The 20,747-nt window shown below is 55.9% G+C and carries 17 protein-coding genes; 6 read left to right on the forward strand and 11 right to left on the reverse strand.

Going from position 1 to position 20,747, the window contains the following annotated elements:
- On the reverse strand, positions 1 to 1,596 hold the full coding sequence (locus tag MYB54_RS13785) for an ABC transporter substrate-binding protein (RefSeq protein WP_039468723.1): 1,596 nt from the start codon (positions 1,594 to 1,596) through the stop codon (positions 1 to 3).
- A gap of 140 nt (positions 1,597 to 1,736) precedes the next feature.
- Here MYB54_RS13785 and pepT point away from each other — a divergent pair, with 140 nt between their 5' ends.
- Complete coding sequence (gene pepT / locus MYB54_RS13790) at positions 1,737 to 2,966, forward strand: peptidase T (protein WP_248720907.1); 1,230 nt, start codon at positions 1,737 to 1,739, stop codon at positions 2,964 to 2,966.
- Positions 2,967 to 3,048: 82 nt separating this feature from the next.
- Here the strand turns inward: pepT and MYB54_RS13795 are convergent, their stop codons facing one another.
- Positions 3,049 to 3,921: a helix-turn-helix domain-containing protein gene (locus MYB54_RS13795; protein WP_010280955.1), complete on the reverse strand. Its 873-nt coding sequence runs from the start codon at positions 3,919 to 3,921 to the stop codon at positions 3,049 to 3,051.
- Positions 3,922 to 4,036: 115 nt separating this feature from the next.
- On the opposite strand from MYB54_RS13795, the gene MYB54_RS13800 reads away from it, so the two are divergent.
- Positions 4,037 to 4,936 (forward strand): DMT family transporter, encoded by a 900-nt coding sequence (locus MYB54_RS13800; protein WP_248720908.1) that lies wholly within the window; start codon positions 4,037 to 4,039, stop codon positions 4,934 to 4,936.
- Positions 4,937 to 4,974: 38 nt separating this feature from the next.
- Here MYB54_RS13800 and rhlE read toward each other — a convergent pair whose 3' ends face one another.
- The 7 genes from rhlE to MYB54_RS13835 form a co-directional block, all read right to left on the reverse strand.
- Positions 4,975 to 6,387 (reverse strand): ATP-dependent RNA helicase RhlE, encoded by a 1,413-nt coding sequence (rhlE, locus tag MYB54_RS13805; RefSeq protein WP_039500532.1) that lies wholly within the window; start codon positions 6,385 to 6,387, stop codon positions 4,975 to 4,977.
- A 346-nt stretch (positions 6,388 to 6,733) separates the two neighbouring features.
- Positions 6,734 to 7,546, reverse strand: a complete 813-nt coding sequence (locus MYB54_RS13810) for an IucA/IucC family C-terminal-domain containing protein (RefSeq protein ID WP_248720909.1) — start codon at positions 7,544 to 7,546, stop codon at positions 6,734 to 6,736.
- Positions 7,536 to 8,387, reverse strand: coding sequence for an ABC transporter ATP-binding protein (locus MYB54_RS13815; protein WP_180788583.1), 852 nt, complete (start codon positions 8,385 to 8,387; stop codon positions 7,536 to 7,538). The genes MYB54_RS13810 and MYB54_RS13815 overlap by 11 nt, the downstream gene beginning before the upstream one ends.
- Positions 8,388 to 8,399: 12 nt before the next feature.
- Positions 8,400 to 9,431 (reverse strand): FecCD family ABC transporter permease, encoded by a 1,032-nt coding sequence (locus MYB54_RS13820; RefSeq protein WP_206556072.1) that lies wholly within the window; start codon positions 9,429 to 9,431, stop codon positions 8,400 to 8,402.
- Positions 9,424 to 10,413 (reverse strand): FecCD family ABC transporter permease, encoded by a 990-nt coding sequence (locus tag MYB54_RS13825; protein WP_205560652.1) that lies wholly within the window; start codon positions 10,411 to 10,413, stop codon positions 9,424 to 9,426. Before MYB54_RS13825 ends, MYB54_RS13820 begins: the two co-directional genes overlap by 8 nt.
- On the reverse strand, positions 10,410 to 11,429 hold the full coding sequence (locus tag MYB54_RS13830) for an ABC transporter substrate-binding protein (RefSeq protein WP_206556071.1): 1,020 nt from the start codon (positions 11,427 to 11,429) through the stop codon (positions 10,410 to 10,412). The genes MYB54_RS13825 and MYB54_RS13830 overlap by 4 nt, the downstream gene beginning before the upstream one ends.
- Complete coding sequence (locus tag MYB54_RS13835) at positions 11,419 to 13,527, reverse strand: TonB-dependent receptor (RefSeq protein WP_014914923.1); 2,109 nt, start codon at positions 13,525 to 13,527, stop codon at positions 11,419 to 11,421. Before MYB54_RS13835 ends, MYB54_RS13830 begins: the two co-directional genes overlap by 11 nt.
- A gap of 553 nt (positions 13,528 to 14,080) precedes the next feature.
- On the opposite strand from MYB54_RS13835, the gene hlyD reads away from it, so the two are divergent.
- From hlyD to MYB54_RS13855, 4 genes are read left to right on the forward strand one after another with little or no spacing between them, the layout of a single operon-like run.
- Complete coding sequence (hlyD, locus tag MYB54_RS13840; RefSeq protein ID WP_180791311.1) at positions 14,081 to 15,109, forward strand: secretion protein HlyD; 1,029 nt, start codon at positions 14,081 to 14,083, stop codon at positions 15,107 to 15,109.
- A complete protein-coding gene (locus MYB54_RS13845; RefSeq protein ID WP_248720910.1) occupies positions 15,102 to 16,844 on the forward strand; it encodes an ATP-binding cassette domain-containing protein in 1,743 nt (580 codons plus the stop codon). Before hlyD ends, MYB54_RS13845 begins: the two co-directional genes overlap by 8 nt.
- A complete protein-coding gene (locus tag MYB54_RS13850) occupies positions 16,837 to 18,012 on the forward strand; it encodes an ABC transporter permease (RefSeq protein ID WP_100017108.1) in 1,176 nt (391 codons plus the stop codon). The genes MYB54_RS13845 and MYB54_RS13850 overlap by 8 nt, the downstream gene beginning before the upstream one ends.
- Positions 18,013 to 18,021: 9 nt before the next feature.
- Positions 18,022 to 19,152, forward strand: a complete 1,131-nt coding sequence (locus tag MYB54_RS13855) for an ABC transporter permease (RefSeq protein WP_180791313.1) — start codon at positions 18,022 to 18,024, stop codon at positions 19,150 to 19,152.
- A 322-nt stretch (positions 19,153 to 19,474) separates the two neighbouring features.
- Here MYB54_RS13855 and MYB54_RS13860 read toward each other — a convergent pair whose 3' ends face one another.
- A complete protein-coding gene (locus tag MYB54_RS13860; RefSeq protein ID WP_010297658.1) occupies positions 19,475 to 20,182 on the reverse strand; it encodes a Bax inhibitor-1/YccA family protein in 708 nt (235 codons plus the stop codon).
- A 112-nt stretch (positions 20,183 to 20,294) separates the two neighbouring features.
- Positions 20,295 to 20,747 (reverse strand): molybdopterin synthase catalytic subunit MoaE, encoded by a 453-nt coding sequence (gene moaE, locus MYB54_RS13865; protein WP_010280927.1) that lies wholly within the window; start codon positions 20,745 to 20,747, stop codon positions 20,295 to 20,297.

Raw genomic sequence — 20,747 nt, forward strand, 5'->3', positions numbered from 1 at the left:
TTACTTCTTCACGTCTACCTGATAGAAAATATGCTTACCGAACGGGTCGACCTCATACCCGGTCACTTCCTTACGCACGGGTTCAAAGATGGTGGAATGCGCAATCATGACGGCCGGAGCCTGATCGTGCATCATCTGCTGCGCCTGCTTGTACAAAGCAATACGCTGTTCGTGATCCTGTGAAGCGCGCGCTTCGATAATGATTTTATCAAACGGCGCATAACACCATTTCGCCGAGTTGGAGCCGCCGTTGGCCGCCGTACAGGTAAAGAGCGGCCCGAAGAAGTTATCAGGATCGCCCGTTGCCGTTGTCCAGCCCATCAATGCCGCCTGATGCTCACCGCCTTTCACCCTTTTCAGGTATTCACCCCACTCGAAGGTGACAATTTTGGCTTGCACACCGACTTTCGCCCAGTCAGCCTGAATCATCTCCGACATCCGGCGAGCGTTCGGATTGTACGGACGCTGTACCGGCATCGCCCACAGTTCGATAGTGGTGCCTTCCGCCAAGCCGGCTTCTTTCAGTAACGCCTTCGCCTTCTCGGGATCGTAGTCATAATCCTTCAGATCACTGTCGGCGCTCCAGACGCCCGGCGGCAGCAGGTTTTTCGCCGCCGTTCCGGTTCCCTGGAAAACGGCTTCGATAATCGCCGGCTTGTTAATCGCCATCGTTAACGCCTGCCGCACTTTCACATTGTCCGTCGGTGCCTTCTGGGTATTGAACGACAGGAAGCCGGTGTTCAATCCCGCTTTCTGCATCAGCACGATATCCTTGTTTTCTTTCATGCGCGGCAGGTCGGCGGGATTAGGGAACGGCATCACCTGACACTCATTCTTCTCCAGCTTGGCGTACCGCACGGAGGCATCCGGTGTGATAGTGAAAATCAGCCGATCCAGCTTGGCCTTACCTTCCCAATAGGCAGGAAACGCTTTAAACAAGATGCGGGAATCTTTCTGATACTGCGCTAATTCAAAAGGTCCGGTGCCAATCGGCTCCATGTCCACGCGCTCCGGCGTCCCGGCTTTAAGCATCGCATCGGCATATTCCGCAGAGAGAATAGACGCGAAGTACCAGGCTAAATCAGCCAGAAACGGGGCTTCCGCATGAGAGAGCGTAAAGCGCACCGTGTGATCATCCACTTTCTCGATGCTCTGAATCAACGAGCCAAAGGACAAGCTTTCAAAATTGGCATAAGTGCCTTTCGAGACGCTGTGGTAAGGGTGCTGCGGATCTTTTTGCCGCATGAAGGAGAAAATAACGTCGTCGGCGGTAAAATCACGCGAAGGTTTGAAGTATTTATTGCTCTGGAATTTCACACCTTTGCGCAAATGGAAGGTATAGACGCGGCCATCGGCGCTGATGTCCCAGCGTTCTGCCAGACTCGGCACCAGCTCCGTGGTGCCCACTTTGAAATCCACCAGACGGTTATAAATCGGCACGGCGCTGGCATCCACGCTGGTGCCGGAAGTGTAAAGCTGCGGGTTAAAGTTTTCCGGCGATCCTTCAGAGCAGTACACCAGCGTATTCGCCGAGGCCGCTGAGGCGACCGCCAGCGTCAACGCTGCCAGAGTCAATCGTATTCCTGCTTTTTTCATTCCAGTCCTCGCTTGTTATTTGTGTTCCACCACACCGTTATAAAAATCATGACGATAAAATGACAAATAAAACCCTCAAATGAAATAATTTCTACGTTAGGATAACAATCATAGCTATTACTGAATAAAAAGGATTCGTTATGACAGACCGTTTAGCTCATCAGCTCAGCACACGTTTTTACCGTTACCTCGCCGTCACCAGCCAAAGCGATGCCAGTTCGACAACGTTGCCTAGCACACCGGAACAGCATGAGATGGCACGACTGCTGGCGGATGAGCTGCGAGCGCTGGGCCTACAGGATGTGGTGATTGATGAGCACGCCACCGTGACGGCCGTAAAACCGGGTAACTGTCCGTCCGCACCGCGCATCGGTTTTATTACGCATATCGATACGGTTGACGTCGGCCTGTCGCCGCATATTCACCCGCAAACGCTGCGTTTTACCGGTGAAGACCTGTGTCTGAATACCGAACAGAACATCTGGCTACGCACGGCGGAACACCCGGAAATTCTACCGTATGTTGGGCAGAACATTATTTTTAGCGACGGCACCAGCGTACTCGGCGCGGACAACAAGGCCGCCGTTACCGTGGTCATGACGCTCATGGAGAACCTGACCGACGCGACGCCGCACGGCGATATCGTGGTAGCCTTCGTGCCGGATGAAGAAATTGGGCTGCGTGGGGCGAAAGCGCTCGATCTCAGACGCTTCGATGTTGATTTTGCCTACACCATCGACTGCTGCGAGCTGGGTGAAGTGGTGTATGAGAACTTCAATGCGGCTTCCGCAGAAATTCGCTTTACCGGTGTGCCCGCGCACCCGATGTCGGCGAAAGGCGTACTGGTTAACCCGTTGCTCATGGCGCATGACTTTATCAGCCAGTTCGATCGCCAGCAGACGCCTGAGCACACGGAGGGACGCGAGGGTTATGTCTGGTTTAACGATCTGACGGCGAACGCCAATGAAGCGAAGCTCAAAGCGTCTATCCGCGATTTTGATTTAGCCGCGTTTGAACAGCGGAAGCAGCAGATTGCCGCAATCGCAGAGAAGATTGCCGCACAGTACCCGACTGGCAGCGTGACCTATACCCTCACCGATATCTACAGCAATATCAGCAACGCCATCACCGACGATCGCCGCGCCATCGATCTGCTGTTTGCCGCACTGGACACGCTGGGCATTGAACCCAAAGTGACGCCAATGCGTGGCGGCACGGACGGCGCGGCGCTGTCCGCCAAAGGATTGCTCACGCCGAACTTCTTTACCGGTGCGCACAATTTCCATTCGCGCTTTGAGTTTTTACCCGTGCCGTCATTTGTGAAATCGTATGAAGTGGCGCTGAATTTATGCCTGCTGGCGGCGAAATAATCGCGTCCAGAAAAGCGTGAGGCGGACTCTCGTCCGCCTCAATAACGCCTCACTGACTGTTTGCCCGTCTACGTTTTCCGGTCTACTTCTGCGCCAGTCTCAGCGCCGACGGCGTCAGACCATATTCCTTTTTGAATTGGTGGCTTAGGTGGCTGGCGGAACTGAACCCGCAGGCCAGCGCGATGTCCGTGATCGGCTGCGTACCGTGGCGCACGAGCGCTTCCGCACGGGCCAGTCGCTGTTTCAGCACATACTGATGCGGTGCCATTCCCACACTCTGGCGAAACATGCGTGCGAAGTGAAACTCGCTAAGCCCCGCTTCCGCCGCCAGCGTCTGTAGCGTCAGCGGCTGATCGAGATGTGCCTCAATTTGCATCTTGCTGCGCTGTAGTACCGAGGGTGCCAATCCGCCGCGCACCGTCGGCAGTTCCCACTGCAACTGGGTGTAGCCACGCAGCACCTGAATCATTAACAGCGTCGCGGCACTACTCAGCACAAGCTGGTTCGCCGAATCGTCCCAGCGATTACTGAGCAGAAATTGCCGATACAGCGAGGTAATCAACGGATCGCTACCAAATATCCGCTCTTCCGTGCAGATTGATGCCGGACTGCGATCCCAGGTTTGCTCGGCCAGTTGCCGCAAGTGCGTATCGTCAAAATACAGGTGCACAAAATCGAGGTCGCCACGAATGTCCCAGGTCGACGAGCTTTGTTTCGGCATCAGGCAGAAACGATCCGGCCCGCCACCGTTATGCCAGCCGTCCGCCGTTTTATGATAGCTCTCATAGCCACCGGCGGTATAAAGGCTGAGCGTATGGTGTTCAGTGTTTTCCATCGTGACGCGATCGTGGCGATTAAACCATGCAGCCAGCCGCACGCCGGAGGTCAGTTCGACGGTGTCGCGCAGTTCGGTTTTATGATGCAGCATGGTATCGAACGCTTTATAACGATGCATTACTGCCTCCGTTTTTCACTTAACCGCAAGATTCTGTTATTCACCGCAAGGTGCTGAAAGCCCGCAACAAACGCACGCGCCATACTGCCGCTATTCACTCATGCGGAATCACTCAATGAATACCTTGCTCTATTTTTCTGTCGTCCTGATTTGGGGCACAACCTGGATCGCGATTAGCCTGCAACACGGCGAGGTCGCTGCCGAAATCTCCGTTTTCTGGCGCTTTGCGCTGGCATCGGCCATCTTGCTGACGTTTCTGGCCCTGACGCGCCGCCTGCGTGCGCTTTCGTCACGCGCTCACCTGCTGTGTATGGTACAAGGGCTATGCGTATTCGGCGTCAACTTTCTCTGTTTTTACCACGCCATCGCCTGGATTTCGAGCGGATTGGAATCCATCATTTTTTCGATGGCGGTACTGTTTAACGCCTTTAATAGTCGTATTTTCTTCGGCCAGCCGTTAACACGCAACGTGGCGATCGCCACACCGCTCGGGCTGATCGGCATCGTCGCGCTGTTCTGGCATGACCTGATGCAAATCGACGCGCAACCCTATCTGCTGTGGGGCGTGGGATTGAGCGTTCTGGGCACCTACTGCTTCTCGCTCGGCAATATGATTAGCGCCCAGCACCAGCGACAGGGCCGCGATATACTGACGACCAACGGCTGGGGCATGGGATATGGTGCGCTATGGATGGGGTTGTTCAGCCTGATTCAGGGGTATAGCTTCGCACCGGAGTACAGCGCCAGCTATCTGGGTTCCCTGTTCTATCTGGCTATCTTTGGTTCGGTCATCGGCTTCGGTGCCTACTTCAGCCTGATCGGTCGCATCGGTGCCAGTCAGGCAGCGTATACCACGCTACTCTTTCCGCTGGTGGCGCTGTCGATTTCGACACTATTTGAAGACTACCAGTGGCGGCCCAACGCGCTTATCGGCCTGCTGTTGATTCTGGCGGGCAACGCGGTGATGTTCTATCGTCCACGCCATCCGACCGTACAACCTGCCACGGCGAAATAACGCGATAAAAAAGGGAGCCGCTGGGCTCCCTATCTATTTTACTTGTCCGCTGGCTTACTGCGATTTTGCGGACGCGGCGCGCGGCGTTGGCCTTCGCCACTGCCCTTACCGCTATTGCCTTTATTCCCACCCCACGGGCTATCGCTATTACCGCCCGCTTTACGCGGCTGTCGATTGCCGTCGGCCGGACGGCGTTCACCCTGACCGCGTGGCGCGCCAGACTGTGCGCGAGGAGAGGCATTACGCGCACCGCCGCCGCCACGGTTGCCCTGACGGCCATTCACAATCGGCTCGGCCTTGATGGACGGATCCGGCTCGTAGCCTTCGATAGCGATACGTGGAATCTCACGCTTCAACAGACGCTCGATGTCGCGCAGCAGTTTGTGCTCATCCACACAGACCAGTGACAGCGCTTCACCCGTCGCTTCCGCACGACCAGTACGGCCGATACGGTGAACGTAATCTTCCGGCACGTTTGGCAGCTCATAGTTCACCACGTGCGGCAGTTGATCGATATCCAGACCACGCGCGGCGATATCCGTCGCCACCAGCACACGAATGCTGCCGTCTTTGAAATTCGCCAGTGCACGAGTACGCGCCCCCTGACTTTTATTGCCGTGGATAGCGGCAGCGGTAATACCGTCTTTTTCCAGCAGCTCAGCCAGATGGTTAGCGCCGTGCTTGGTGCGGGTAAACACCAGCACCTGCTGCCAGTTATTTTCACCAATCAGCTGTGACAACAGTTCACGCTTGCGGCGTTTATCAACAAAATGCACGTGCTGCGTAACCAGTTCAGACGGCGTATTACGACGCACGACTTCAACCGAGGCAGGATTAGTCAGCAGCTTGTTCGCCAGCGCTTTGATCTCATCAGAGAAAGTCGCGGAGAACAGCAGGTTTTGACGTTTAGCAGGCAGCTTCGCCAGCACTCGGCGAATGTCGTGAATGAAGCCCATGTCCAGCATACGGTCCGCTTCATCCAGCACCAGAATTTCAACCTGTGACAGGTCAACGGCGCGCTGATGCTCCAAATCGAGCAGACGTCCCGGCGTTGCCACCAGAATATCTACGCCACCGCGCAGTTTCATCATCTGTGGGTTAATGCTCACCCCACCAAATACGACCAGTGAACGCAGGCTCAGATACTTGCTATACGCCTTCACATTTTCATCAATCTGCGCAGCCAACTCACGGGTTGGCGTCAGGATCAGCGCACGTACCGGACGGCGACCTTTCCCTTTATGCTGCGCTTCACGGCTGGTCAGCAATTGTAATAACGGCAGCGTGAAGCCCGCTGTTTTACCCGTACCGGTTTGTGCGCTGGCCATTAAATCGCGCCCTTCCAGCACGACAGGAATCGCCTGACGCTGAACAGGAGTAGGATCGCGATAACCCTGCTCGTCAATCGCGCGCAGAATATCGGCACTCAGGCCGAGAGAATCAAATGACATAAAAAGAACAACTCCAGATCCGCTCTGACCGGACAGCAGCCGGTGTAGTTTTCAGAGGGTCAGTAAGACGGGTTTGCTGGGCCACTATTTACGTAACAACTCACGTAACACTTCACGTAACAACGACATACGCAACAACCACGGTGAACGAGCACAACTACGGTGCATGACTGCCGACGATTGTAGCAGAGATTCTATCCCCGTCATACTTCAAGCTGCATGTGCGTTGGCTGCCCTTACTCACCCCAGTCACTTACTGGTGTAAGCTCCTGGGGATTCGCGCGGTTGCCGCCTTCATGCAACTCGAATTATTTAGGGTATAACTACGAGAGGATTTTTATCTGTGTCAGCCCGTTTTTCTGGTGGGGCGCAGTAATGGGCAATTTTGACAGTATTCCTGCGGCTGCGATGCCTTGTAATAAAAACAGCAGGTGCGGCGAAAGCGTACGTCACGAAAGCTCACCGAACGCCCCGCGACGGGAACCCGCGTTTTCGCACGAAAGAACGGTTTCAGCGGATTATCATCACAGCCAAAACGTTCGCCGGGCGCAGCCAGCAAGGCGTCAAAGTCCTGCTGCACTTGCTGTGCCAGCGTCATTCCCGGCGAGCACACCGCCGCCGGATCGTCCCACTCAATGCGCTGTTCGTATAATGAAAATACCCGCACCGCGACGTTTTCCCACAGAATGCGCAGTGGCGCGCCCGATACCGTCGACAGCGTATGCAGGATCGGCGACAGGTGTTGAGCAAACAGCGTGTCGAACAGGCTATCGCGCCACGCGTCTCGTTGTCCCAATTCCGGCTGGGAGACGGTGAGATCGTAAAGCGGCATGGTCGATGTCCACAGACGAGCGTGTCCAAATTCCAGCACGCTGTTATCCAGCGTCATGTTCAGCCCTTTGTTATACACCGACATGGCGTACAGGCTGGCGGCCGTGGTTAAGAAACCAATCCGCTTCGCCAGCAGCGAAGCGGTAATCTTGATTGATGGCGACAGCAGCGGCGGAGTCAGCGTTTCCAGCAGCCAGCGGCAATACTCAGGATCCAACACCCTACGGCTCGGGCAACTCTCCTGCCCTGTCCGCTGTGCAGCATCCGTTAATTGCAGCGTGCCGGAGAGCATTGCCCACTGCGATGGCGTCAGGCGATTAGCCGACATCGGCCACGGTCTCCGCTGCTTCACGTCCAAACGGAATACACAGCGGCGTACCGAAGAACGGATCGTCAATGATGCGACAGTTCAGGTTAAACACCGTCTTTACCGTGGCTTCCGTGAGAATGTCGCGCGGGTTGCCCTGCGCAAATACCGTCCGGTTGTGTACGGCCACCATGTGATGCGCATAGCGACACGCCAGATTCAGGTCATGCAGCACCATCACGATGGTTTTGTGCTGCTGCGCGTTCAACTCCCGTAGCAAATCCAGCACCTCCATCTGGTGCGCCAGATCGAGATAGGTCGTCGGTTCATCCAGCAGGACGATATCGGTATCCTGCGCCAGCGTCATCGCGATCCAGACGCGCTGGCGCTGCCCGCCGGACAGCGAATCCACCGCGCGATCCTTTAACGCCAGCACGCCGGTGCTGCGCAACGCCTGAAGCACTTTTTCTTCATCCGTGGCCGACCACTGCTTCAACCATGACTGATGCGGGTAGCGTCCCATCTTCACCAGTTGATAGACCGTCAGGCCTTCCGGCGCGGTCGGCGTTTGCGGAAGAATCGCCAGTGACTTCGCCACCTCAACGGTGGATTGCCGATGAATATCCGCCCCGTTAACAATAATCGTCCCGCTCGTGGGCTTCAGCAGGCGGGCAAACGACTTCAGTAACGTGCTCTTGCCGCAGCCGTTACTGCCCACCAGCACCGAGATTTTCCCGGCTGGCAGCGTGATATCCAGCGCATCAATCACGACCTGTTTTTCGTAACTCAGCGTCAGCGACTGGCTGGCAATCGCTTCGCGGTCAGTTGGGGGGATGCGTGTTGGCTGCACATTCTCTGGCATAATCTTGCAATCTCAATAACGTTGCCGAAGCAATAAATAGATAAAGAAAGGCGTCCCGAGCACGGAGATAAAAATACCGGCAGGCAGATCCAGCGGTAAGAACGCCGTGCGGCCAATCAAATCGGCCACCATCACCAATAAGCCGCCCGTCAGCGCCGACACCAGCGCCAGTCCGGGGAATGAACGGCTCGCCAGCTTTTTCGCAATATGCGGAGCCAGCAGACCGACAAAGGCCATCGCGCCGGCATAGGCAATGGCCGCCCCAGCCAGCGCGACGCTCAGCGTCAGCAGCGCGAGCCGGATACGTCCAACAGATTGACCGACACCACAGGCCAGCGCATCATCCAACTCATGCACGTTAACGTGTCTCGCCAGCCCCACCAAAAACGGCGCACCGAGCAGCAACCAACCCGCTAGCTCAGACACATGCTGCCACTGCGCGCCATAAATACTGCCCGTCAGCCACACATAGGCCGTCAACGTGGTGCCTATCGGACTAAACACCAGCATCATCGTGACCGCCGCGCCCATAATGGCGGACAGCCCAACGCCAACCAGCACCAGACGCAGCGGCGATGCGCCCTGCTTCCAGGCCAGCAGATAAATGGCGATCGCCGTCAGCCACGCCCCGCTCATTGCCGCCAGCGGCAGCCAGCGTTGGCTTATCGTCGTCGCCAGAAACGAGAGGAAGAACACCGCCGCCGCCGATGCACCACTGGTAATGCCCAGAATATCCGGCGAGGCTAGCGGATTGCGCACAATGCTTTGCAGAATCAGGCCGGATATCGCCAGCGCGCCGCCCACCAACAGCGCTAGCAGCGCGCGCGGTAAACGCAGGTCGTTGACGATAAAGTGCACGCCGCTGTCTGCATTTCCCAGCAGCGCCGACATCACCTGCGCGGGAGACAGCACCACCTGCCCTAATGACAGCGACAGGAACACGACGGCTAGCAACACCAGCAGGAGCGACAGCGCCACCGCAGACGTGCGGCGATCAATCTGGCGCGAGACCATTCCCACGCGCACGGTATACACCTTACCCATGCCGCATCCCCCTTCTCGCCAGATAAATGAAGAAAGGCGCGCCCAGCAGCGCGGTCATCGCCCCGACGGGTACTTCCTGCGGTACGATCAGCAGACGCGAGGCGACATCAGCCAGCAGCAGCAGCGTGGCACCGAAAATCGCACAGCCGGGCAACAGCCAGCGGTGATCGGCAGACAGCACGCGACGCACAATATGCGGCACAATCAGCCCAACAAAACCGATATTTCCGGCTATCGCCACCGCACCGCCCGCCAGCCCGATCACGCATAGCCCGGACAACGCACGCACCAACGCGGTTCGCTGCCCCAGCCCTTTGGCGATCTCGTCGCCCGCCACCAGAATATTCAGGTGACGCGCCAGCAGCAGCGCGAGGAATAGCGCGATAGCAAAGTACGGCAGGAGCGGTAACAGCATCGACAGGCTGCGGCCAGACACCGAACCAGCCAGCCAGAACAGCATGCTGTCCAGCCCGTCTTGATTGATTACTAGCAGCGCCTGCGTAAACGAAATAAACAACGCGCTAATCGCGGCACCGGCCAACACAATGCGTAAGTGGCTGGAACGGGCGTTGCCCAGCGTTCCCAGCACATACACCATGACACCAGCCACAGCGGCACCCAGATAGGCCGTCCACGCCAGCGCGATCTGCGAGGAAAAGGTAAACACCGAAGACAGCAGCACGATGGCAAACATGGCACCGGCGTTAATTCCAAATATCCCCGGCGACGCCAGCGGGTTACGCGTGAGCGCCTGCATTAAGGCTCCGGCAACAGCAAGACTGGCACCGACAACGATGGCAATCACCGTCCGCGACAGGCGTGTCGTTAGCACCAGTATGTGATCGATCTGCTGCGGATCGTAATGGAACAGTGAATTGAACACGGCCCCCAACGAAATGGTGGTTTGCCCCAGCATCAGACTGGCGACGATACTCAGCAGCAGCAATACGACACCCGCTGCCGTCACGATGCTCTGTCTCATCGTGTAGAAATCTCCTCTGCGATATCGCGCTTTTTACCGGCAGATTCGGCCTTGCCAGCAAACTGCTTTTCAATATCGTCCAACATATTATTCGCTCCCAAAATACCGCCAGACAAGCTCCAGGCTACGTTATCCACCGGATAAACCTGTTGCTGCTGGGGCGCATGCAGCCACTGCCAGAGCGGGTGGGCCTGCCAGGCGCGATAGTTCTGCACCACTGCGGGTTTGTCCGAACGCAGCAAAACAAAGAACAGGTCGGCATCCACCACCGGAATGCTCTCTTTGCTGGTGAGCTTTTGCATCACGCCTGACGTATAGCTTTCCGGCCGCGACCAGACAAAGCCGATTTCCGACAGTACCGATCCGGCAAAACTGGCAGGTAGATAGGTACGCATGTGATCTTCACGGAATTCGAGAATAGAGACGCTGAGCGGCCAGCGCTCGCCGAACCGGGCTTTCAGGCGGTCACGCAGCGCATCCACGCGCTGGTTCCAGTGGGATAAAATCTCGTTCGCTTTTTCTTCCCTGTTCAGCGCCACGCCCATCATCTGTAGCGTGTCCTTAAATTCAGACACCTTGTCTAGCGCAATCGTCGGTGCAATCTGCGACAGCAGACCGTAGATTTTCTCATGCCGAAACGTAGACGCCACGATAAGATCGGGCTTGAGTAGCGCGATGGTTTCCAGGCTCGGTTGCGTTTCCAGCCCAACCAGCGTTACGCCCTGCAAGGCGGGGCGAAGGTAGCGATAAATCGGCTTCTCCGTCCACGATTCCACCACGCCAATCGGCTTGATTCCCAGCGCCACGGCGGAATCCGTCGCACCCTGAAACAGCGTCACGATACGCAGCGGCGTCCCGTCCACGGTGGTCACGCCCAGCGCATGCTGAATCTGACGCGGCGATTCTGCCGCCTGCACTAACGTCACCAGCAGAAAAGACAACAACACGGCCAGCGTAAAACGCTGCCGTGTTGCTGAATTGAGAACGGAATTAAATCGGTTAAGCTTAGAAATCAATCGAATAACCCAGCGTTACCGTGCGGCCGCGCCCGGAGAAATAGCGCGTGTCATTGGCCTGTGCCGCCTGCGAATAGTAGGTGATGTACTGCTTGTCCAGCAGGTTCGCCACTGCCACATTGAGGCGACCATACGGCAGCTTGTACCCCACGGCAGCATCCATCAGCAGGTAACCGTCAAACGCCAATCCCGCATCGTCAAAGCTGCGGCTGAAAGCATAATTCGCCTGTACAAACGAACTCCACTTATCGTTCCAGTTCGCAGACCAGCTGGCGATGACACGATCCGGCGCAACATTGTTCAAACCGTTAAGCTTCTTATCCAGTTTACCGTCGCTATTGCTGTCATATTTTCCTTCCATATGGGCGTAAGACGCGTTGACTTTATGCTGCTCATTGATCTGGTAGCCCGCCGTGACCTCTACGCCTTGAATACGCGTTCGCTGACGTTGGGAACTAAAGACATCTCCACTCTGCACCACTCGCTCACCCAGTTTCGCGTTGGATTGATAGTAACTGGCTTCGAGATCGAAACGATCTTTCTTGAACCGGAATCCCGTCTCTACGTTATCCGTGACTATCGGCTTAAAGCCGTCAAAATTTTTCAGGTTAACACCCGTACGGTTGATGGAGCGTAGCGCACGCCCCACATCCGGCATCCCGAATCCTTCCGAGTAGTTAGCAAACAGACTGAGGGAATCCGTCGCCGCATAGACGATACCGGCGTTATACAGCGTCTCATTAAATTTCGGGCTACCGCCTTGTACCGTCACGCCTTTGTTAGACGCCAGCGTTTGGTAATCGTTGACCTGAAGTTTAGCGATTTCATGGCGTACACCCGCGTGCAACGTAACGTTATCCAGTAACTGATATTCGCCCTGAATAAACGGTGAATAGTTGGTGTATTCCATCTCCGGCACATAGGTACGCTTGGTCAGATAGAGATCCTGCTTGCCTTTATCGTACAGCGTATCGAAACCTATCGTCACTTTCAGCGAGTCATCCAGTAGGTCATCTTTGGTCAGCGCCAGCTTGGTGCCGTACTTATTGGCAACCGATCGGGACTGTTCGTACAGCGTATCCATTGGCGCAATGGACGCATCCTGAAAAGTATCTGAAAGCGTTGCACCAAACAGCGCTTCATAACGCTGATTAAACACCAGTGCGGACAGGTTCATCCCCGCCAGATCGTGATGCTCATAAGTCAGCCCAGTCGTCCATACACTGTTATGCGGCGCTTCACCCGGTGGCGTGCCGCGTACCGACGTTGTCGGAATACCCTGAGCACGAATACCGGGGACACCCAGGTAACTATTTTCTCCCTTGATGTTATAACGGTTCACGCTTAGTTGAATGCGCTGATAGTCATCCAGCCAGTACCCGACTTTCGCTAACAGGTCGTAAGAACGGGAGTCCATGGTATCGCCCTGGGTGTTATCCACGCCGACAGGACGATTGTTGCCGTCCAGATACAGTCCCTGATTCTCATAGCCAATCGAGAACAGGTAGTCGAGATAATCTTCACGTCCATCGACTCGATAGGTCGTTTTATAGCTGGCGGTTTCGCCGCGAATCTTTTCCGTCGGGAGCGTAGTCTGTACGTTGACGTGCTGATTAAACGAGCCGTTTTCTGGTCGACGGGTGATGATATTAATCACCCCACCCGTCGCGCCCATTCCGTTGGTGGCATTGGCACCGTGGATTACTTCGATGCGCTCGACCATCGAGTAGTCTACTGTGTGCATCTCACGCCCGGTTGGACGTAGCGGATTGGATTGCGGGATACCGTCGATCAGAACCAACGGTGCACGACCGCGGAAATTTTCACCGCTGCCGCTCATTTTTTGACGGCTGGGGGAGAACGAAGGCAGCAAATTACTCAGAATTTGCGACGAGTCGGAGGTGACCTGCATCTGCTGCTCGATTTGCTCTTTGGTAATCACCGTGACCACCTGCGGCGCTTTCTGCTGCTGGATATTCGAGCGTGAGGCGGTAATCACCATCTCATCACCGCTCGTCTCATCCTTTTTCGTCGTGTCATCCTGTGCATACGCCGGAGCAATCAGCACGCATGGCATCAATGCGAGTAAAGTGCGCATCTGGTTCACTGTCCTTCCCCTTTGGTTATGTATCCAACCGTCAATAAAAGTCACCGCCTGTGACGAGGTGCTTACCTGGAAATCACCACCTCGGCACAGACAAAAAAATGCCAAAATGCTTCGTCTCACGCGAAACATCTTGGCGGGTATGATCGGTTCAGGCATAGAACGCAGAGTATTTCATTCTGTACGCCGCGAACGTTGCTGTCAGATCACTATGTCAGTACCAATACATATGTAATTGCTAATAACAATTATTATCATTCAATGAAATAAATTACAATTCTTTCGAATTCTTTCTATTTTTTTAACAAAATAAAGGTGTTACGCCAGATACAGGCAGCAATAGGTGAAAAAACCGACCGAATGCAATGTATTTTTGTGAACTTGATCACTCTATATCGCCATAAACCCCTGTAACCCGTCATATGATTAATAGCTTCCAGAAATAAGCGACGAGGCGTCCTCTGAACAGCCTGTGGGATCGCTACCGCTGACAAGCCGACCGCTGATAAACAAGGGGCTATTCTTGATAAACAAGGAACTATGCGTGATGAACAAGAGAAAACTGGCGTTCGCTGCCCTGGTTCTTGTCCTGCTCGGTGCGGGTTATGGTTTTTATCACCACCAGCAACAGCAGGAAAAACCGTTAACGCTCTACGGCAATGTCGATATCCGCACTGTCAATTTGGCCTTCCGCGTCGGCGGCAGAGTGGCCGAGCTGAACGTTGATGAGGGCGATGCCGTGCAGGCAGGCCAACCGCTGGCAACGCTGGACGCCGCACCTTATCTGAACGCACAACATCAGGCACAGGCGAACCTCGCCAGCGCGCAGGCACAGCTTCAGCTGTCGCAGGAAGGCTACCGACAGGAAGAGATCGCGCAGGTCCGCTCTCAGGTTGTCCAGAGTCAGGCGGCCTATGATTACGCCAACAGCTTCTACCAGCGTCAGCAAGGGCTGTGGGACAAACGTGCGATTTCCGCCAACATGCTCGACGATGCCAGAACGTCACGTAATCAGGCGCTTGCAACACTACAGGCAGCGAAAGACAAACTGAGCCAGTTCGAAAGCGGTAACCGACCGCAGGAAATTGCCGCCGCGCAGGCGGCGGTAGCACAGGCTGAAGCCGGACTGGCGCAGGCAGAACTGAATAAACAGGATGCCGAACTGCTGGCACCGTCTCCCGGCGTGATCCTCACTCGCGCCGCCGAAAAAGGCAGCATGCTGGCATCGGGCAGTACCGTTTTCACCCTTTCACTCACTCGCCCGGTTTGGGTCCGCGCCTACGTGAGCGAGAAAGATCTTGGCCGCGTCGTGCCCGGTAGCCAGATGCTGATTTACACCGATGGCCGCCCCAACCAGCCCTATCGTGGCAAAGTCGGTTTTGTCTCACCTAGCGCCGAATTCACACCGAAAAGCGTCGAAACGGAAGATCTTCGCACCGATTTAGTTTATCGCCTACGCATTGTCGTTAACGATCCCGATGACGGATTACGGCAAGGGATGCCGGTCACGCTGCGTTTTGACGATACGCGTGCGGAGGATGCCAATCGCGCTCACGAGCCCGTTCGCCATGACTAATTCTCCCGCGCAGATCGCGTTGGACGGGCTGGAAAAACGCTTTGCCGGACAGGAGAAACCCGCGCTCGCCAGCCTCACTGCCGAGATACACAGCGGTGCGGTTACCGGACTGGTTGGCCCCGATGGCGCGGGTAAAACCACCCTGCTACGTATGCTGGCCGGATTATTAACCCCCAGTCACGGAACACTGCGCGTGGCGAATCTGGATCCCATCCAGGAGGATCGTCAACTGCATGCCATTTTGGGCTACATGCCGCAAAAATTCGGCCTGTATGAAGATCTGACGGTGATGGAAAACCTGACGCTGTATGCCGACCTGCGCGGTATCACTGGCGAAGTGCGCAGAGAAACGTTCGAGCGCCTGCTGTCATTTACCGATCTGACCCGCTTTACCGACAGGCTGGCGGGCAAATTGTCCGGTGGCATGAAACAGAAGCTGGGGCTGGCCTGTACATTGCTGGGACAACCTAAGGTACTGCTGCTGGATGAACCGGGCGTGGGCGTCGACCCGATCTCTCGCCGTGAACTGTGGCACATGGTGCATGAACTGGCCGACGACGGCATGTTAATCCTGTGGAGCACGTCTTACCTTGATGAGGCGGAACAGTGTCGGGATGTGCTGCTGCTGAACGAAGGTGAACTGCTGTATCGCGGTGCGCCGCGCGATCTGACCGCACGCATGGCGGGACGTTGCATCCTGATTGATAGCGGCGAGCGCCGGCATCGGGATTTGTTACAGGAAGCGCTGCGGCTGCCACAGGTCAGCGACGGTGTGATTCAGGGGCAGTACGTCAGGCTGATGCTAAAACCCGATGCGGATCGAGCAGCGTTGCTCTCCGCCTTGCACCTGGAAACAGGCAGCCTGCACGACACCGATCCGCGCTTTGAAGATGCCTTTATCGACCTGCTGGGCGGCGGCCCGGCCAGTGATTCGTCGCTGGCGAGCATCATGCCGCAGATTGACGTGAGCGGTGGCGAAACAGTTATTGAAGCCCAGGCGCTGACGAAAAAATTTGGTGATTTCGCGGCAACCGATCACGTCAGTTTTCAGGTGAAGCGAGGAGAAATCTTCGGCCTGCTCGGCCCGAACGGCGCGGGAAAATCGACCACGTTCAAGATGATGTGCGGCCTGCTGGTGCCGACTGACGGCAAAGCGTTGGTGCTCGACATGGATCTGAAAACCAGCTCTGGCAAAGCTCGCCAGCATTTGGGTTACATGGCGCAAAAGTTCTCGCTCTACGGCAACCTGACCGTCGAACAGAACCTGCGCTTTTTCTCCGGCGTTTATGGACTCAAGGGCAAGGTGCAGCGCGATAAAATGGCCGGAATGACCGATGCCTTCAATTTCCAACCTATTTATCGCCAAACGCCGGACGCCCTGCCCTTGGGGTTCAAACAACGGCTGGCGCTAGCCTGTGCACTGATGCACGAACCCCACATTCTGTTTCTCGACGAACCGACCTCCGGTGTCGATCCGCTAACCCGGCGCGAGTTCTGGCTACATATCAACGGTATGGTCAACCGCGGCGTCACCGTAATGGTCACCACGCACTTCATGGACGAAGCCGAATATTGCGATCGCATCGGGCTGGTGTATCGCGGCAAGCTGATCGCCAGCGGCACGCCGGACGAACTGAAGCATCAGGCGGCCAGCGCACAGACGCCATCACCGACGATGGAGGAAGCGTTTATCGCGCTGATTCAGGCGTACGACGGAGAGGCGGAACATGGTTGAACAGAATAGGCCAGAGCAGGATAAAACGAGCCAGCACGGCAGCACGCATTTCTCCACGCGTCGCCTACGGGCGCTGTGCCTGAAAGAAACCCGCCAAATCTTGCGCGACCCCAGCAGCGGGCTGATTGCGTTCGTCATTCCGCTGCTGTTGCTGTTTATCTTCGGCTACGGCATCAATCTGGATTCCAGCCGCCTGCACGTTGGTATCCTGATGGAGCAACAGAGCGAAGACGCGCGCGATCTGGCGAATACCTTCGCGGCGTCGCCGTTTATCGAACCGACCATCAGCAATAATCGTCAATACCTGATCCAACAGATGCAGGCCGGCAGCATTCGCGGCTTGATCGTCATCCCCACCGACTTTGCTGAACGGCTGGCGCGGCCGGGCGATCGCGCACCGATCCAGGTCATCACCGACGGCAGCGAACCCAACACGGCGAATTTTGTGCAGGGATATGCGGAAGGCATCTGGCTGCTTTGGCAACAGCAGCGTGCGGAAGATCGCGGCGAGACGTTCGAGCAGCTTATCGAGGTGCAATCGCGCTACTGGTTTAATCCGGCCGCCATCAGCCAGCATTTCATCATTCCTGGCGCGATAACCATCATCATGACGGTGATTGGCGCGATCCTCACCTCGCTGGTGATTGCCCGTGAGTGGGAGCGCGGGACGATGGAGGCGCTGCTCTCTACGCAGGTCACCCGTACCGAGCTGCTGCTGTCCAAACTCATCCCTTATTACTTTCTTGGGATGATCGCCATGACACTGTGTATTCTGGTCTCCACCTTCATCATGCAGGTGCCCTATCGCGGCTCGCTGATTTTGCTGTTTGTCATCAGCAGCCTGTTTCTTGCCAGCACGCTGGGCATGGGGCTACTGATCTCTACCCTCACCCGCAACCAGTTCAACGCCGCGATGGTAGCGCTGAATGCAGCATTTCTGCCGGCCATCATGCTGTCCGGCTTTATTTTTGAAATCGACAGCATGCCGGAATTTGTCCGCGGCGTGTCGTACATCATCCCGGCGCGCTATTTTGTCAGCACGCTGCAAACGCTGTTTCTTGCGGGGAATATCGGTACGGTGCTGATGACCAACCTGCTGTTTCTCATTCTCTCCGCACTGGTCTTTATTGGCCTGACGGCCTGGCAAACCCGGCGCAGGCTGGATTAGGGAGCGACTATGCTGCATCGTCTGTGGACGTTGATTATTAAGGAGCTGCAATCGCTGCTGCGCGATCCGCAAACACGCTCCATTCTGGTGCTGCCCGTTATTCTTCAGGTTTCCCTGTTTCCTTTTGCTGCGACGCTCGACGTGACCAACGCGACCATTGCGATTTACAGCGAAGACAACGGCCCCCATGCGATAGAACTGACGCAGCGCTTTGCCAAAGCGAAATCCTTTTCTCACGTGCTGATGCTGCATAATTCGCAGGATATTGCACCGACGTTAGATAATCAGCACGCGCTTCTCATTTTGCGCTTCCCGCCGCAGTTCTCACGCGATATCGCCAGCGGGAACAGCACGTCACTCCAGCTTATTCTCGACGGCAGACGCTCAAATAGCGCACAGATCGCCGCTAACGATGTACAACACATCGTGCGGGATTATCAGTTGGAGTTGCTGGCAGCCAGGCCGGTTCAAAGCGGCGCGAATCAGAACAATCCAAACAACAGCGAGCTGGTAGTGCGCCACTGGTATAACCCGAATCTGGATTACAAATGGTTTGTCGTACCGTCGCTGATTGCCATGATCGCCACTATCGGCGTACTGATTGTTACGGCGCTTTCCGTGGCACGCGAACGGGAACAGGGTACGCTGGAACAACTGCTGGTTTCGCCGCTGTCCACCAGCCAGATCTTTATTGGCAAGGCCGTGCCTGCGCTGATTGTCGCCACGTTTCAGGCAACGATCGTGCTGCTGGCGGGCATACTGATTTACCATATCCCTTTCGCCGGATCGCTGCTGCTGTTTTACACCACGATGCTCATCTACGGCCTGTCACTGGTGGGCTTCGGCCTGCTGATTTCTTCGCTATGCTCAACGCAGCAGCAGGCGTTTATCGGCGTGTTCGTCTTCCTGATGCCCGCGATTCTGCTTTCCGGCTATGTGTCGCCGGTTGAGAACATGCCGATCTGGTTGCAGCACCTCACCTGGGTTAACCCGATTCGTCACTTCACCGACATCACCAAGCAGATTTACCTCAAGGACGCGGATTTCAGCATTATCTGGGGAAGCCTGTGGCCGCTGTTCATCATCACGCTGACCACCGGCTCGGCGGCCTACGCGATTTTTCGACGGAATATTGCGTAATAGCAGGTAAGGGAAAAAGATAACCAAGTGGCGTAAAAAATTGTGCTGAGGTGGCGTGGCCGCCGTGTGAGCGGCAGGACGCCGCGAAAGCCAGTGCCGCGTCGGGAACGCGTCACTGGCGGCACGAATAGCGGTCACGAGCGCTGAAGGCACCGCGTAGCGGCACAATTAACGCCAAACAGCCAGAGGTCAAGGAGCTGCGGCAACTGAGCGCTCCTTGTCGGGCGTGTGATTAGGCACAAAAAACGCTATGTTTGACACGCCCGAAACCTTTGCACTGATTCACATAACGCAGTAAAGCATTTAGGTTACAGCCTTGTCCTTAACGACGATTACCGAAAATACGCAGCAGCATCAGGAACAGGTTGATGAAATCGAGGTACAGGGTCAACGCGCCCACAATGGAGTATTTACGGAAGCTGTCTTTGTCATCAACGGACAGCTGCTCGCCGATATTTTTTAGCTTCTGGGTGTCATACGCGGTCAGACCGACAAACACCACAACACCGATATAGGTCACAGCCCACATCAGCGCTTCGCTTTTCAGCCACAGGTTCACCAGCGAGGCCAGCACAATCCCGATCAGCGCCATGAACAGCATGCTGCCGAAGCCGCTCAAATCACGCTTCGTGGTGTAGCCGTACAGGCTCATCGCCCCGAACATCCCCGCCGTAATGACAAAGGTGCTGGCGATGGATTCACCGGAGTACATAATGAAAATGCTGGAGAGCGTCAGCCCCGTCAGCGCTGAATAGAGCATAAACAGCGACGTGGCGACCGTACCGCTCAGGCGCTGTACCATGCCGGAAATCACAAAGACCAGCCCCAGTTGGGCAATGATCAGGCCGAAGAAGGTGATCTGGCTGGAGAAAACAAAGTTCAGTACGGCGGGCGTATTCGCAGCGTACCAGGAGACGAACGCCGTCAGCAGCAGGCCGCAGGTCATCCAGCCATAAACCTGTGCCATATAGGCCTGAAGACCAGACTGCGAGCGTTCAACGATTGAACCCGAGCGTGGATATCTGTCCATGATGTTACCTTTGCATAAAAGTTATCTGATTAACGCGGCGCAAACCGCCCGTTTGAGGACGCGACACGAAAGACGCCTTCCCCGCATCCTTTTATCCTAACACAGAAATGGACTACCAGCGTTGCGCGGCCTGCTTATCACTGTCGCGTGATTCCACCCAGCGTTCGCCTTCCGGCGTCGCTTCCCGCTTCCAGAATGGCGCGCGGGTTTTCAGGTAATCCATAATAAATTGGGCGGCATCAAACGCCGCGCTACGGTGAGCGGCACTGACACCAACGAACACAATTTCATCGCCCGGATAGAGTGCGCCCACCCGATGAATCACGCTTACACGCGGCAGTTCCCAGCGCTCGCGTGCCAGTTCGACAATCTCTGCCAGCGCCTTTTCCGTCATGCCGGGATAGTGTTCCAGCGTCAACGCGCTAACGTCCTTCGCCAGATTGTGGTTACGCACCTTACCGGTGAACGTCACGACCGCGCCGTCTTCATCACACTGCGCCAGCCACTGATATTCATCACCTACGTTGAAGTTCTCTTCGCCGACCCGAATACGCGTCTCTGCCAC

This window comes from Pectobacterium nicotianae, assembly GCF_023272715.1.
In the GTDB taxonomy this organism is placed as follows: Bacteria; Pseudomonadota; Gammaproteobacteria; order Enterobacterales; family Enterobacteriaceae; genus Pectobacterium; species Pectobacterium brasiliense.